Annotated in this window: 13 protein-coding genes and 2 tRNA genes; 7 read left to right on the forward strand and 8 right to left on the reverse strand. The window is 39.1% G+C overall.

The annotated features are described in order from the left end of the window. The first annotated feature begins 55 nt into the window (after positions 1–55). Together BWD42_RS17405 and BWD42_RS17410 are read left to right on the forward strand one after the other, a co-directional pair. Positions 56–832 (forward strand): ABC transporter ATP-binding protein, encoded by a 777-nt coding sequence (locus BWD42_RS17405; protein ID WP_077437662.1) that lies wholly within the window; start codon positions 56–58, stop codon positions 830–832. Between the two features lies 1 nt (position 833). Continuing rightward, the gene (locus BWD42_RS17410; RefSeq protein ID WP_077437663.1) at positions 834–2,513 is read left to right on the forward strand and encodes a hypothetical protein; all 1,680 of its coding nucleotides are present in this window, start codon (positions 834–836) and stop codon (positions 2,511–2,513) included. 52 nt (positions 2,514–2,565) lie between these two features. On the opposite strand, the gene BWD42_RS17415 is transcribed toward BWD42_RS17410, so the two are convergent. From BWD42_RS17415 to BWD42_RS17425, 3 genes are all read right to left on the reverse strand, one after another. Beyond that, complete coding sequence (locus BWD42_RS17415) at positions 2,566–4,482, reverse strand: peptide-N-glycosidase F-related protein (protein WP_077437664.1); 1,917 nt, start codon at positions 4,480–4,482, stop codon at positions 2,566–2,568. Positions 4,483–4,559: 77 nt separating this feature from the next. Next, positions 4,560–4,633: transfer RNA gene (locus BWD42_RS17420), tRNA-Met, on the reverse strand. 292 nt (positions 4,634–4,925) lie between these two features. Then, positions 4,926–4,999, reverse strand: a tRNA-Met gene (locus tag BWD42_RS17425). Positions 5,000–5,064: 65 nt separating this feature from the next. Here BWD42_RS17425 and BWD42_RS17430 point away from each other — a divergent pair. From BWD42_RS17430 to BWD42_RS17450, 5 genes are all read left to right on the forward strand, one after another. Further along, positions 5,065–5,442, forward strand: coding sequence for an START-like domain-containing protein (locus BWD42_RS17430; protein WP_028070596.1), 378 nt, complete (start codon positions 5,065–5,067; stop codon positions 5,440–5,442). Between the two features lie 101 nt (positions 5,443–5,543). Then, positions 5,544–7,028 (forward strand): LptF/LptG family permease, encoded by a 1,485-nt coding sequence (locus BWD42_RS17435; RefSeq protein WP_077437665.1) that lies wholly within the window; start codon positions 5,544–5,546, stop codon positions 7,026–7,028. Between the two features lie 72 nt (positions 7,029–7,100). Further along, positions 7,101–8,315, forward strand: coding sequence for a bifunctional 3,4-dihydroxy-2-butanone-4-phosphate synthase/GTP cyclohydrolase II (locus BWD42_RS17440; protein ID WP_077437666.1), 1,215 nt, complete (start codon positions 7,101–7,103; stop codon positions 8,313–8,315). An 80-nt stretch (positions 8,316–8,395) separates the two neighbouring features. Then, complete coding sequence (locus BWD42_RS17445) at positions 8,396–8,830, forward strand: thiol-disulfide oxidoreductase DCC family protein (RefSeq protein WP_077437667.1); 435 nt, start codon at positions 8,396–8,398, stop codon at positions 8,828–8,830. A gap of 146 nt (positions 8,831–8,976) precedes the next feature. Further along, positions 8,977–10,407, forward strand: a complete 1,431-nt coding sequence (locus BWD42_RS17450; RefSeq protein ID WP_077437765.1) for an NAD-dependent succinate-semialdehyde dehydrogenase — start codon at positions 8,977–8,979, stop codon at positions 10,405–10,407. Positions 10,408–10,575: 168 nt separating this feature from the next. Here the strand turns inward: BWD42_RS17450 and BWD42_RS17455 are convergent, their stop codons facing one another. The 5 genes from BWD42_RS17455 to BWD42_RS25270 all read right to left on the reverse strand — a co-directional run bounded on the left by BWD42_RS17455 (position 10,576) and on the right by BWD42_RS25270 (position 14,982). Then, the gene (locus tag BWD42_RS17455; RefSeq protein WP_077437668.1) at positions 10,576–11,376 is read right to left on the reverse strand and encodes a DUF4476 domain-containing protein; all 801 of its coding nucleotides are present in this window, start codon (positions 11,374–11,376) and stop codon (positions 10,576–10,578) included. A gap of 72 nt (positions 11,377–11,448) precedes the next feature. Next, positions 11,449–11,994: a CopD family protein gene (locus BWD42_RS17460; protein ID WP_077437669.1), complete on the reverse strand. Its 546-nt coding sequence runs from the start codon at positions 11,992–11,994 to the stop codon at positions 11,449–11,451. A gap of 213 nt (positions 11,995–12,207) precedes the next feature. After that, complete coding sequence (locus BWD42_RS17465) at positions 12,208–14,118, reverse strand: MGH1-like glycoside hydrolase domain-containing protein (protein ID WP_077437670.1); 1,911 nt, start codon at positions 14,116–14,118, stop codon at positions 12,208–12,210. Beyond that, positions 14,115–14,717, reverse strand: coding sequence for a lysine exporter LysO family protein (locus BWD42_RS17470; protein WP_077437671.1), 603 nt, complete (start codon positions 14,715–14,717; stop codon positions 14,115–14,117). The genes BWD42_RS17465 and BWD42_RS17470 overlap by 4 nt, the downstream gene beginning before the upstream one ends. Beyond that, entirely contained in the window at positions 14,707–14,982 is a 276-nt protein-coding gene (locus BWD42_RS25270; RefSeq protein WP_077437672.1) for a LysO family transporter, read from the reverse strand. Before BWD42_RS25270 ends, BWD42_RS17470 begins: the two co-directional genes overlap by 11 nt.

Here is a 14,982-nt window from a genome sequence, read left to right on the forward strand (position 1 = left end):
AATAATCCCATAACTCTTTATTTTTATGTAAGTTTATATTCGAAGATTTAAATACATGGAAAGTCCGTTACCGCTCATTCGTATCATTGACCTAAAAAAATCATACGGAACAAAAGAAATTTTAAAAGGAATTAATCTAGATATAAATCCAGGACAGGTCATTGGTTATATTGGTCCCAATGGGGCAGGAAAATCTACTACAGTCAAGATATTGACTGGACTGATTGAAGACTTCACTGGCAAAGTTGAGATCAATGGTATTGATATTCAAAAGGACTCACTTTCCATAAAATCCCAACTCGGATATGTTCCTGAGAATGCAGAGCTTTACGAGGTACTGACACCTACGGAATATCTTGATTTTATCGGGAAATTATATGGCATGGAGGACCATATTATCCAAGAACGTTCTCTCAAATTACTAAAGGCATTCGGTCTGGCTGCAAATGCCAATAATAGGATGGACACCTTTTCTAAAGGCATGCGTCAGAAGGTACTCCTCATATCCGGTATCATTCATAATCCGCAGATCATCATCCTGGATGAGCCTCTGTCCGGATTAGATGCAAATGCCGTGATCTTCGTGAAAGAACTCATATCGTTACTCGCCAAAGAAGGTAAGACGATTTTTTATTGTTCACACATGATGGATGTTGTTGAAAAAGTATCCGATAGAATCCTCCTTATCAGCCAAGGAAGTATTATTGCGGATGGAACGATTGACCAATTGAAGTCAAATCCCAACGAATCACTTGAACATATTTTCGCAAAATTAACCAATAGGGACAATGATGCACTGGACGCATCTGACATCATAACTGCTATTCAATAATATGGAAAGATATATCTTACGATTTATTCTTCTATTTAGAGGAGTCTGGGAAAACTTGGGCGTAAACTTTGCACAGTTTAAGATTATATTAGAAACTAAAGTTACCTTAGATAATAGAAAACCAATCACATTTAAGAAACGTAATACAGGGAAGTCCTCTTCGTCTTCCTCCATTATACAGTTTATCATGTATATGATCATCGGTTTGATGTTCATGGTTATTCCTATTTTGATTCCAGATCGTTACTTAGCCCTGGCTATCATGCTACTGTGTTTTACCAGCATGCTAAGCATTACATTAGTTTCGGACTTTTCGCCCATACTGTTGGATACGAGGGATCAATATATTATTATACCCAAGCCAGTCAATGATCGGACGATAACATTATCGCGAATAACATTTATTGCCATTAAACTTTTCAACCAGGTCATTGCACTATGCTTGCCGCTTTTGATCTACGTCCTCTTCAACTGGAATGTCTCCGCTATTTTCCTATTAGTTTTACAACTGCTCCTAAGCACACTGGTCGCATTAGTGTTCGTCAATGGTTTCTATCTTATCGCCATCAAATATCTACCCATCCAAAAATTTAAGGATATTATCACCTATATACAGATTGGGCTTTCAATGATCATTTTTTTAGCCTATTACCTTGGTCCGAATCTAATTCAAACAATTGTTGAGTCCCACTTGACCATTGAACAGCTCAAATTTCTTTGGTTATTTCCCAGTACTTGGATTGCTTCTTTTCAATCTCTGCTTTTGGGTGACCATAGTTCACAGATCATCCTATTTTCCGTTCTGGGTATAGTTGTACCATTGTTTGGTATCTATGCCTGTACACATTTATTTTCCAGCGGATTTAATGCAAAAATAGCCAGTCTTGCTAGTGCCGATACACCATTACCTGAAACGGCAGAGAATATTTCATACAATGCCTCAAAGCGCCCTTTTTATAAAAAATTAGCCACAAGCCTATGCTCATCTCCACTTGAAGAAGCTGGATTTAGTATTGTATGGCTTATAAGTTCAAAAACAAGAGAATTTAAACAGCAGCTCTATCCCTCATTAGCCTATTTGCCCATCTATTTTATATTTCTATTTTTACGCACTGGCGAAGGTTTGTCATTATCAGAGAAGCTGAAAAAATTAGGAGAATCTGGGTTATATGTCATTATGTTCTATCTGTCACTGTTAACCATATTAACGGTATTCCAGTTGATCACACAGAGCAACAAGTATAAAGCAGCCTGGATCTATTATGTCACGCCAATAGATCGTCCCGGACAATTTATGACCGGCGTACTTAAAGCTTGTCTTATTAAATACGTACTGCCCTTTAATATCCTATTTCTTTGCATTTGTATCCCTCTATTTGGTATCAGCGCTCTAAATGATCTATTACTTTCCTCAGCCATAGGTGGAATCGAAAGCATCCTGATCATGCTCTTTTTGGTAAAAAACTATCCTTTTTCCAAAGCAAGCCAATCCAATTCCAAGGCATTGATCAACTTATTGATCTTAGGTTTACTTGGACTTTTGGGCTATCTTCATAAAGTTATCTTTCAATATGAACTGTTGATATGGGGGCTGGCGGCACTCGGCTGGATTTTATTTTTTATTATGCTTAAATACCTACAAAAAGAAGATTGGAAAAGTCTGGCCTTTGATGACAATTAAAAATTACAATGAATAGACAGGCTCCAATACAAGGAACCTGTCTATTTCACGATTACTTTTTATTGATCCGCCCTTTAAACCGACTAATACCGTCCATAAAAGCTTCTACAATTATTCTTCCCTTAGGAAGATGGGTAAGGTCGTAGTTGAATACCGCATTCTTTATGGCTTTATATTCGTGCTTTTGCCACTCTACGCCATCTACTGTTATCCGTATGGTCATATCACTCAGTTTATTGGATACTACATTTAATTGGGTTTGGTCAACCACTGATCTGGGGTACAGTGAAAATGCATATCGAGCATTTTTCGTATCCATGTCGAAATCTGAAACAGCTTTAAAGCTAAACATTTCCCCTACACCGCAATCACTTTCAAATGCATGAATAAGATTTCCTTTCAGATCAAAAATGCGAAGATAACCATCACCGTTTTGGGGCTGTGCCCAAAACTGCAGTCCATTCCCAGCCGTATCGATTAGGCGAAAGGAGTAGTTCCCTGCAGCAAGGCGTATAGTATCCGTGTAAAGTGTAAGCGCAGTCAGCTGGGCTGCTTTTTTTTGAAAAATTGTATCCTGCTTAGCATTTATTAAAAAAATACTGTTGTCCTGAGGTGCTTTATTTGTAAGAAATTTCACAACAAATTCAGCAGGAAACTTTTCTGGTGCCGTAAAAACAGCTTTCATTTCATTGTCTCCGGACCATGCGTCTTTCTTACCGTTCGGTTGGACAAGTTCTACATGGAAGATATTCTCACTATCTTTTTCCTGAATTTCTCCTGGCAGTAATACTTCTGCGGCTTGATTAAAGGAAAGATTTCCCTTCCAATGGAATGTTCTGGAAGGAAAGCCCTTGGTTCCATACACAATTTTAAGCGAATGTAAGGGATCTGCACCGAGGTTTCTAAAAGATATCCGTGGGCCAGAACTGGCTGGATTTAGTCTCGAAAAACGCTGTTCATCATTTGGTACCATAATAGATTCAACAGCAACATCTATTTTTTGATTGGGTTTGGAATAATGAAATAAATAAGCTGAGATATTTTCTACCGCTTGTATATTAGCTGTTGCAGTATAAGGTTCCATTTGCAATGCGGTTGTATGACGTCCGGGTTTTGTAAAAACATCGATTACATCAGGTTGTTGTAGGTCCCCAGGACACCAATATGCTCGGTCAAAGATCCAGGTTCCACCTTGCGGATATAATGGGTTGTCACCACACTTTTTCCACATATCCCGCAGGTCAACAACCTTTCCGTCAAGCCTGAGTTCACGCCACCGTGTACAAAACTCACTGCAGCCACGAGGTTTGTCCATACCGTGTCCAGTATGCTGAATACGTATCCGGCTTAAAGCCGCATGTCCTGGCGATTCGTAATCTACCGGCAATAAATTTTCTTCTATCTTTTCGTTGGGATCACCATACTTAAAGGCCTTATTCCATAAAGGAGTTATGCCAAGTGCTGTGACAACCGGAGGTCCAGATAGTATTTCAAAGTCTATGCTAAGCGCCCAGCCGACTGTTTTATCCTCAAAGCCCGAATGGACGTATACAATCTCTACACTATCTCGCAAAAAGGGAGCAAAATCAGTGACATCTACTTGCCATTTCCATTGCCAGCCCTTATTGTAAATACTCCCATAAGGTGTAAGCATTCTACCTAATTCATAGTTTAGGGCCCCGCCTTTTGCCCCGCCTTTGCGTCTCAATACGATATGATCCAAATAATCCCAATGTGCTGTGTTCAAGCTATCAGGACTTCCCAAAGTGACATACATGGTTATTTTTCGCACAGGATATTCGGCTTTGGGGAATACTCCCCATGCTGGATAGGCATTTTCACCTTTAACAGCATCACAAATAATAGTCGTACGGTTGTGCGTAACAACATGGCTTATTATAGGCTTTTGTGCAACAGCATAATGGCTTACAATAAGCCACAATAGAATAAGTAAAGGTCTTAAATTCATTAAGTTAATTTAAAAGCTAGTCAAAAATCAAGTCAAAAAAAAAGGAAAGTCTGTAATTTGACTTTCCTTTTTAAAAGTAGCGGGGAGCAGGATCGAACTGCCGACCTCAGGGTTATGAATCCTGCGCTCTAACCATCTGAGCTACCCCGCCGTTTCGGTATGCAAATATACCACTTCACCTGTCAATTCAAAAGATTTTTTTATTTTTTTTAGCGTTTTATCATGTTCAAAAACCTTTATACCACACAACAAACTCATTCTTAACGAAGTAAAATAACATTTAAGCCACGAAAAAAAATGGGATAAGAGATAGGGAATTTTAAATTCAAATATTTGAGAAAAAGCCGTCAACTTTTCACAAAAAAACTTGCAATAACAAAATAAATATGTATTATTACAAATAATAAGTCTATGCAGTAAAAAGCAAAATGGGAAGAGATTTGTAGCGGGGAGCAGAATCGAACTGCCGACCTTTGGGTTATGAATCCAACGCTCTAACCATCTGAGCTACCCCGCCATTTTGGGAATGCAAATATAGCTTATTTTTGATTTAAACAAACTAAAATTTAAAAAAACATTTATATGGCAGATAAAATAAAATTCCAATTAGAATATATCATCAACTCTTCACCTAGAATTTTATTTCCGTATTTGCAAGAACCAAACGAACTGGCACAATGGTTTGCAGATGATGTAAACTACAAAGACACTGTTTATACTTTCATTTGGGACGATGAACCGCATCGTGCAAAGATCGTCGCGTCAAAGGAAAATAAATCGGTGCGTTTTAAGTGGCTCGATGACGATCCCTACTATTTTGACCTAGAGATTGATCAAGATGAACTGACAAACGATGTTGCACTTAAAATAACAGACTTTGCTAAAGAAGAGGACTTGGAAAATAGAAAATTAATCTGGAAAAATTCAATCGTCTATCTTCAAAGTGTTATAGGTGCATAAAAAAACCTATCTTTGCAATATATTTTCACCAAGGGCTCTAAAAGAGCTCCTTGGATGAAAGATGCTTTAATGTAAAGGCATCAGTTTGCTTAGCGTCACGGATGAAAAAGGTTCATTTACTTATTCTTCAAGCTTTCATTAAACCATTCATTGTCACATTTTTTATTGTGATGTTTGTGTTATTGATGCTTTTCCTTTTTAAATACATTGATGATTTGATCGGAAAAGGATTTGAATGGTACACCATTATGGAGCTTATTGGGTATCAATGCATTGTTCAGATTCAAATGGCAATGCCTTTATCCATGTTATTGTCTTCCATTATGACCTTTGGCAACTTAGGGGAAAGCTATGAGCTTGTAGCAATCAAGGCTGCAGGTGTATCTCTACGTAAAGCCATGACTCCCCTATTTATACTCGTAGCGATCTTCGCCACTAGCTCTTTTCTATTTTCCGATTTCATCCTACCTGTCGTCAATCTAAAAATGGGCACACTATTGACAGATGTGCGAAATAAAAAAGCCGATTTTCTAATCAAACCGGGTATTTTTAACAATACGATTCCGGGATACTCCATTCGGGCAAGAGGAAAAAATAAAGAAGGAACGATTCTTTATGATCTAATGATTTACGACCATCGCGGTGGAAACACAGCCAACAATGTTTTAATGGCTAAGGAAGGCTATATCTATAATTCACCGGACAATAGCTATATGATCCTCAAACTAAAGGATGGAATACGCTACGAAGAGTCTCGAACCAAGAACTCAAAAACATACGATCCGCGCCAGCAATTTACACGCTTTAAGTTTAAGGAAACAGAACAAAAATTCGACATGGGTAGTTTTCAACAAGGCAAAACAGATGAAAGTCTTTTTAAAAGTCACCATGCGATGTTAAACCTTAGGCAACTGGATATATACATTGACTCCAACCATATTAAAATTGACAGTATGGGTAAAGCAATCACAAGAACCCTAGATACGCGTTATAATATCTATTCAAAGTATTTTAGTGCAAATCAACCCGGCCAGCCAAAAGTAAAAGAAGCAAAGATCAAACCTTATAAAAATCTGGTCACCGATCTTGTCCCTGCTGAACAACGGACACAGATCACTATGAATGCCTTGAGCCAACTAAACTATTTAAAAGAAGATCTTAATAGTCGTACCCTTGAATTTAAAGATTATAAAACCAAAGATATCCGTTATCGCATTGAATGGCATAGAAAGTTCACCTTGGCTGTATCTTGTCTGCTGTTATTTGCGATCGGAGCCCCTTTAGGTGCAATTATTAGAAAGGGAGGGCTCGGACTTCCGGTCGTTATGGCAATCATTTTCTTCCTAATCTATCATATTATCTCAACGGTAGCGGAGAAAACAGCTAAAGATGGCGCCATATCTTCGGCTATAGGAATGTGGATGGCCATTATCGTATTAACACCTTTAGCTGCATTTCTGACCTATAAATCAACTACTGATTCTGCTCTTTTTGATATTGATCAGTATAAATTAAAAACTGAAGCAGCCTGGAAATGGATCAAAGAGAAATTCGCTAAAAAGAATAAATTAAAGGAATCACATTAGATTTGTGACAACGCTATTATAAATAAAATTAGATTCTACACTAACTTTGTATCAATACAATATAACAATTAAATGGAATTCAAATTAAACACGATCGAAGAAGCGATCGCTGATATACAAGCAGGAAAAGTAGTTATCGTCGTAGATGACGAAGATCGTGAAAATGAGGGTGATTTCATCACTGCTGCCCGTAACGCAACTCCCGAAATTATCAATTTTATGGCAACCCATGGGCGGGGTCTGGTATGTGCTCCGATCACCAAGGAAAGAGCTGATGCTTTACATCTAGACCTAATGGTAGGACAAAATACCGCTGTTTATGAAACTAATTTCACGGTTTCTATTGACTTACAGGGATATGGTTGTACAACTGGGATTTCCGCATCTGATCGTTCAAAAACGATCAAGGCAATGATCGACCCCAATATTCACTATGAAGAATTGGGTAGACCGGGGCATATCTTTCCATTGATTGCTAAAGATGGTGGTGTACTTCGTCGTACAGGACATACCGAAGCCACTGTTGACCTTGCTCGCTTAGCAGGTTTTGAACCAGCAGGTGTATTGGTCGAAATCCTAAAAGAAGATGGTGAAATGGCAAGACTACCAGAATTGATGGAAGTTGCCAAAAAATTTGATTTAAAGATTATCAGTATTGAAGACCTTATTGAATACCGTTTAAAACACGATTCATTGATCAATGAGGAAGTAACAGTCAATATGCCGACGCAATATGGTGATTTTCAAATGAAAGCCTTTACACAAAAAGATACTGGCGAACAACATCTCGCCCTTTATAAAGGAGAATGGAACGAAGATGAACCTATTCTTGTCCGTGTACATAGTTCTTGTGTGACCGGCGATATTTTTGGTTCTTGCCGTTGTGACTGTGGACCTCAGCTTCATAAAGCGATGGAGATGATTCAAAACGAAGGAAAAGGTGTCATTGTCTATATGAATCAGGAAGGCCGTGGTATCGGACTGATCAATAAATTGCATGCTTACAAATTACAGGAAAATGGTCTAGATACTGTTGATGCCAATACTCAACTTGGATTCAAGGCTGATTTGAGAGACTATGGTGTTGGTGCACAAATCCTTAGAAATCTAGGGGTAACAAAAATGCGCCTGATGTCCAACAATCCTACGAAACGTGCAGGATTGGTCGGTTATGGTCTGGAAATTGTAGAAAATGTTCCAATTGAAATTACAGCCAATCCCTACAACGAAGAATATCTAAAAACAAAAAGAGATCGTATGGGGCATACCATTATGAAGAATTTGTAATAGAAGTTAAAAAGAATATATTAAAAGCGGTGTTTTTCCACGGAGAAACACCGCTTTTTTATAAAAGTTGTGATGTTCTCATGGCAGTTCTTTCAGAAAATAGAGGTAACTTTATACATATGGATACGGAAGGGAAACATATCATCTTTTTTGACGGTGATTGCTTAGTTTGTAATCGTTTTGTTCAAATCCTATTGAAAATAGACCGTAACAATCGGTTTCTATTTAGCGCTCTACAATCTGACTTCGCTAAAAATAGTTTACATGCTATTCCCAAAAATATCGACTCCATTGTATACATGTCTCCTAACGGCAGTTTTATTAAAAGTGAGGCGATACTGAATATCTGCAAAACGTTAGGTTTTCCATATTCAATTGTCTATTCCCTAAAAATATTACCAAAGACATGGCTGGACACAGCTTACGATTATTTTGCAAAAAATCGTTATAAATGGTTTGGAACCAGCACATCCTGTATCGTTCCTACTGCAATACAACGAAAAAAATTTATCTAAGTAAAGCTTTCTATAATCTTGTGTGTTTACCAAACAATGCGAACTGGGATATTGTTCCAAAAGTATCGGTTATACGGACAGAACAGGTAATAAATAAAATACAGACCATAGAAAGAAGCATTAGTTTGAAAAAAAATATAATTCCAATGAAAAATCCACTTTTAATTGACAAAGCCTATATAAACGGAAAATTTATCACATCAAAAAATACATTTGATGTGATAAACCCTGCCACAGGAAAGACAATTGCAGTATTACCGGATCTTAAAGTTGGTGACTGCATTAAGGCAATACAAGCAGCTGATAAGGCATGGAAGGACTGGAAAAATACAACGTCAACAGAACGTTGTACTATTGTGCGCAACTGGTACAATCTTATTCAACAAAATAAAGACTTCCTTGCTGAAATTATGACACTTGAGAGTGGAAAACCGCTCCATGAATCGAAAGTAGAAGTAGATTACGGAAATTCCTTTGTTGAGTGGTTTGCCGAAGAAGGTAAGCGAGCGTATGGCGAAACTATCCCCGTCCAGAAAAATGGAACACGCATGATGACCATCCGACAGGGAGTGGGTGTGGTTGCTGCAATTACCCCCTGGAATTTCCCTTTGGCTATGATTACCCGGAAGGTCGCTCCGGCACTCGTGGCAGGCTGTACAGTAGTTCTCAAACCTGCATCACAAACACCTTTATCAGCGATTGCATTGGTCAAACTAGCTGAAGAGGCCGGTGTCCCAAAAGGCGTCTTTAATGTCATTACAGGAAAAGACAGTGCTGGTATAGGAAAAGAACTAGCCACAAATGATCTTGTACGCAAACTTTCTTTCACAGGCTCTACCGAGGTAGGTAGGACATTGGTCGAACAATCAGCTTCAAACATCAAGAAAGTCTCCATGGAACTTGGTGGAAATGCCCCCTTTCTAGTATTTAATGATGCAGATATTGATGCCGCAGTCGAAGGTGCTATTGCCGGTAAGTTCCGAAACTCTGGACAAACCTGTGTCTCTATCAACCGTTTCTTAATCCAGGAAGACATCTACGATGAATTTGCCACAAAACTTGCGCATGCAGTTCAGCAATTAAAAGTAGGCAATGGATTGGACAAGGGAGTTCAAGTTGGACCATTAATCAATGCCAAAGGATTAGAAAAAGTGCAGCTTCATGTTCAAGATGCTTTAAAGCACGGCGCAGAATTAGCGACAGGTGGACATGTAATCAAAGATCTTTTTTTCCAACCTACCGTCTTAACGAATATCCCGAAAGAAGCACTTATATTTCACGAAGAAACTTTTGGGCCAGTTTGTGCACTATTTAGTTTCAAAACCGAAGAAGATGGTATCACTATGGCCAATCAAACTGAATTTGGCCTTGCCTCCTATTTCTACAGCACCAATATCAATCGCTGTTTCCGTGTAGCGGAACAGCTTGAAGCGGGTATGGTAGGTGTTAATACGGGGTTAATATCAAATGCAGCAGCTCCATTTGGTGGAGTAAAACAATCTGGCGTCGGCCGTGAGGGATCAAAACATGGACTCGATGAATATATGGAATTGAAGTACATCTGTTTCGCAGAATAAATGCGATATAGTTCATTACTATTATTGAAAGAGGCTACTTGTCCCATACAGCACCATTATTGGATGTATGAGTCAGGTAGCCCCTTTGTTTATATACTTCATGTTGACCAGATTTTCTGGTCAATCAAGCTACGTCGCAGAAAGATGAACTTCGGCCCAGTTGGTTAATTACCGTTGTGTTTTGATAAATGCCGTCAACTTTTCCCGTGTTGAACTAAAGGATAGTGCTTCGCCTACTTTATCATAATTCTCTTTATCCACACAACCTGGATAGGCATATTTAGCAAAAGCCAATTTATTATCGTCCCTTACAAATAGTTCCATGAGATCTATAATTTCGGAACTGCGCAATCGTCTATTTTTCAGTTCCTGAGCAGCAATCTGCAAACGGTCTTGATCATTTTCTTTTTGATTGAGCAGATCATTCAACTGATTAGCCTCATTTTTATCCGGATAATCCATATTATCGACCGGATCTTCTTGGTTTTGTTGACTATAGTTTCTATCATCCTCAGACTCGCTGTACCGCTCGTTTTGTTGTTGATCGCGATAATAGCCCTCTGCATCATCGTCATTGTAGTTATCTCCATTACGATAATTATCATTATACAGACCAACAGGATTCATCGATTCCAATACAATTCCTCTATTTCCGCCACGGCTGCTTACGGAAAATACGACATCAAGATATTGGCCATTTCGATTAACAAGCTGCACCGCAGTTCCGTTTAGTGTCCTACGCTGTCTATTTGCAAATACTATTCGGAGGTTGTACCTTGGATTTTGTAAGTTCGGCACACGAATATCGTTGGAGGGCCTATTATTGTACAAAACATTATTGATATAAAGAAAGAAAGGAACATCGATAGAATAGATATTTAATGCTCCTCCATAGGGTCTATAACGTTGGGCAAATACCCCAGTTGCAATAGCAAGCAACATGATCACAGTCAAAAGTCTTTTGTACATATTCCTTTTCAATTTATAATCGTTCGACTAATAAGAATAAAAAAGGATTAAGAAAAATAAGAATTTAACGTTTTACTTGCGTTGTTTTTTATTTCTGAACTTTTTGTAGAGTTTCACAGCCATCATCAGAGATATAGATAATATTAAAAGTCCGAGGACACCGAATATCCAATTGAGGGCAGATTTTAATACGACTGTAAATACGATTGCAAATAATAAAACGGTCGCCAGCTCATTCCAAAGACGCAATTTGGTCGAGGACCAAATAGATGATTCCCCTTTTAATTGAAACATAATACGTTGGCAAGCAAAATGATAAAGGATCAGTCCCAATACAAAGGTGAGTTTGACATGCATCCAGCCCATGGTCAACAATCCCGGATTAATATACAGCATGACGAGGGCCGCTAGAATAGTGAGGTACATGGCTGGTGTTGTGATGATCCACCACAATTTACTCTCCATCAGGATAAACTGTTTATGCAAAATGCCATACTCTTCCGCAGATTTGGATTTAGCTTCGGTATGGTAAATGAATAAGCGAACGATATAAAATAAACCAGCCATCCAACAAACCACAAAGATAATATGAACTGCTTTTGCGTATAAATAGACCATGGGTACAAAAATAAGAAAAGTTAGGTGCAATCAATAAAGCTAGTCTTTAATTAGAAAAATCTTACATGAAGTATACAAAAGACATAAGTACATTCCGATTACTTAGGTTTAGTTTTCAATAATGCATGTTAAATAAACAACGCTTCCAATCCGATATAGATAGTACAACCTATCGGATTGGAAGCGTTGGTATTTCCTCTTATTTCAACTGATCTATTTCTTTTGTGGAGAAGTTTTCAGTTCCTTATATAGCAGAAATAAGTGGGCTGCAGACCAGCTAAAATGGGGTGCTTTGAGCCTTTTGCCTGTGCGGGCTTCATAGTTTTCATGAATTGGTTCATGACCAGATAGCCCCTCCAATCGCTTAAAGACCTGTTTGGTATACATATCGGCTTCCTTTTGATAACCGTATTTCCTTAAACCAGCAATTGCGAAATAGACCTGATCCAACCAGATAGGCCCTCTCCAGTATCCTCTATCCATAAATTTGTCGTTGTCTAGCGCCGCAGTAGGGAAAGGCACAAAGGAAGCAAATTTAGTTGTATCCTGCATCACGCGAACCACAGCTTCAGCTTGTGGGACCGTGGCTAAACCTGTCCACAACGGCGACCAGCCTTCGGGACCAAAACATGGGATAAGCGGTCCATTCAGTTTGCGATCGAAATAATAACCTCGCTCCTGATCGAAGAAGTAATCCATGGTAAGATATGATTCTTTTTTTCCCCGAAATGGTACTCCGAGCAATTCCGCAAAACGCATCAGATATTTTCGTTCCAGCTCAAGATAAGCGCTGAGCTCCACAGATTCCTGATCCATGCTCCAGGCACCTTTTTCATTTAATAACATCTGAGTGCTATCATACCGTATAGCATTGTCCATACCGCTTTCCCACTTTGCGGCTTCCAATGTTCCATCGGTAGCACCGTACTCACAGATACCATTTTTATTGTGGTCCCGATAACGAAACCACCATTCATGGTACAAAACAAGCTTATCATACATTTCACGTACAAACGACAGGTCATGATCGGCTTCATAGATAGCATTTACCGCCCAGGCAGCTAACGGTGGTTTGGAATCACGGTAATTATTCTCGCGATGGTCCGTGTAAATACAGTCAGCAATCATCCCGACACTATCTTGAAAATCAAACATAGCGCGAACCTGATCTTTCGCCAAAACAGGATCTATCTGTGCCAGTGCAACTGCATGCTTCCAAGAATCCCAGGCCCAAAATCCCACAAAATAGTCGGCTACATGTGAAGGGACAACACCATCATGTTTTAATTCCTTTTTTGCACTCCGCCAATTGCTCATCAGCGTCATCATGCTTTTCACCATAATGCGATGTTCCTCCATGGAGAGTTCCGGACGAGTATTTGAGCTGATATAATTTGCCCAGCGTGCTGTATGTTGCGCGCTCAAGACCTTGCTTTGCTCAACAGCGTTTTTTGCCGCTATAAGTGCTTTTTCTAAGGTGATCAGGTTGGCATAATGGTTCAGGACAATCTCTGTATCAGCTTTTTCTAAATGGGCTCCATATTTTCCCTGATCAATAGTTACTTTCACACCGGCTTCAAAAGATAATAAAAGAAGTTCTCCATTCGGAAGTTTAGACCACAGGGTATTACCTGCTAGTGTCCATTTCCCTTGATTGAGGTTGCCATAGGTCCATAGCTCTTTTGATGATTTGTTTTTAATATGTAATATGGCCGTTGTTGATGAGACCAATTTAAGAGTTTGCTCAACTTCCATATCCTCTCCTCGCAAACGCATCCACAAGCGATCCGGATAATAACAACTGCTGTCACGGCTCAGTAGATTTTTTTCCCAACCCGGAGCCGTTCCAATCTGCATCAATGCACCACTTAACCAGACGCGCGAATCGAGATCATAGGGTCCACAAAAACCGGTCACGGTCTTATTTTCATGGATGCCAAATCCGACCCATGCACCTCGGTCCGTATAAAAAGGGTTCGTTCGTCGAGCGGTACCATCTGGTTGTTGCTCGACCTTTAACAATCCACCGTAGCCATCCATTTTAGGAGACTTGACCGTATTGCATCCTATAAAAATCAAACAACAACTAATTGCCACCCATAAGGTTTTGATCTTATTTCTCATAAATAACAAAAAAAAGTAACTAAAAAAGGGACACTGAGGTCAACCAAAATACCATGGATGATCGCGACCAGAACATATTGTTTGCCGGAGCATTGTGTGATAATGGGTAATGCGGTATCCATACTTGTGGCGCCCGCAACAGAAATCGGCGCCAGTGGGCCAAACCATTTTCGAGCTAATGGGGCCATCAAGAGCGCCATTAATTCACGCATCAAATTCGACATCAATGCTATAGTTCCCAATGTGACACCCTTATATTGTGTAATAAAAATACTTGATAAAGAGTAGTACCCAAATCCAGATCCTACTGCCATACTTTCAGCGGCATTCCAGTCGCGAATAAAGAAACTGATGATAAACGTACCTAACAATGTTCCAACGATAGTTGTCAGGGGAACGAGCAAAATGCTTAAATTAACTTTTCGTAGAGATACTAAGAGTTCCCTATCATAACCAATGGTGATTCCCACCAACAACATCAATGCATAGAGGACATAAGTATTCCATTCTTCCTTTAACAGTTCGGCCGGAATAATTCCATTAAAACCGACAAAAACACCCACGATAAAGAATGCGAGAATGATTAAACTACCTTTCATGCTTACTAAAAAATAAACGATAAACGAACCATGAGCAAAGAACACTTCCAGCTACTCCGGCCAATGTAATCAGTATAGCCTGCAATCCCAATGTATCAAGATTGTCTACTATTTTTGGATTTTGCCCGACTTCTCGTCCCAAAAGAAACAATAGGGCAAATATGACCAATCGGACAAGAATACCTATATGTTTAAGAATAGGAAAGGACCGAAGTCCTATCCCTATTCCTACGCCTAAAAGCATGACAAAAAAAACGATAAACAT

This window comes from Sphingobacterium sp. CZ-UAM (genome assembly GCF_002000245.1).
GTDB lineage: Bacteria > Bacteroidota > Bacteroidia > Sphingobacteriales > Sphingobacteriaceae > Sphingobacterium.

Excerpts from the sequence above, each read along its gene's own strand:
- BWD42_RS17405 (WP_077437662.1), top strand. The coding sequence starts at position 56 with ATGGAAAGTCCGTTACCGCTCATTCGTATCATTGACCTAAAAAAATCA.
- BWD42_RS17410 (WP_077437663.1), top strand. The coding sequence starts at position 834 with ATGGAAAGATATATCTTACGATTTATTCTTCTATTTAGAGGAGTCTGG.
- BWD42_RS17415 (WP_077437664.1), bottom strand. The coding sequence starts at position 4,482 with ATGAATTTAAGACCTTTACTTATTCTATTGTGGCTTATTGTAAGCCAT.
- BWD42_RS17430 (WP_028070596.1), top strand. The coding sequence starts at position 5,065 with ATGGCAGATAAAATAAAATTCCAATTAGAATATATCATCAACTCTTCA.
- BWD42_RS17435 (WP_077437665.1), top strand. The coding sequence starts at position 5,544 with ATGAAAAAGGTTCATTTACTTATTCTTCAAGCTTTCATTAAACCATTC.
- BWD42_RS17440 (WP_077437666.1), top strand. The coding sequence starts at position 7,101 with ATGGAATTCAAATTAAACACGATCGAAGAAGCGATCGCTGATATACAA.
- BWD42_RS17445 (WP_077437667.1), top strand. The coding sequence starts at position 8,396 with ATGGCAGTTCTTTCAGAAAATAGAGGTAACTTTATACATATGGATACG.
- BWD42_RS17450 (WP_077437765.1), top strand. The coding sequence starts at position 8,977 with ATGAAAAATCCACTTTTAATTGACAAAGCCTATATAAACGGAAAATTT.
- BWD42_RS17455 (WP_077437668.1), bottom strand. The coding sequence starts at position 11,376 with ATGTACAAAAGACTTTTGACTGTGATCATGTTGCTTGCTATTGCAACT.
- BWD42_RS17460 (WP_077437669.1), bottom strand. The coding sequence starts at position 11,994 with ATGGTCTATTTATACGCAAAAGCAGTTCATATTATCTTTGTGGTTTGT.
- BWD42_RS17465 (WP_077437670.1), bottom strand. The coding sequence starts at position 14,118 with ATGAGAAATAAGATCAAAACCTTATGGGTGGCAATTAGTTGTTGTTTG.
- BWD42_RS17470 (WP_077437671.1), bottom strand. The coding sequence starts at position 14,717 with ATGAAAGGTAGTTTAATCATTCTCGCATTCTTTATCGTGGGTGTTTTT.
- BWD42_RS25270 (WP_077437672.1), bottom strand. The coding sequence starts at position 14,982 with ATGTTTATCGTTTTTTTTGTCATGCTTTTAGGCGTAGGAATAGGGATA.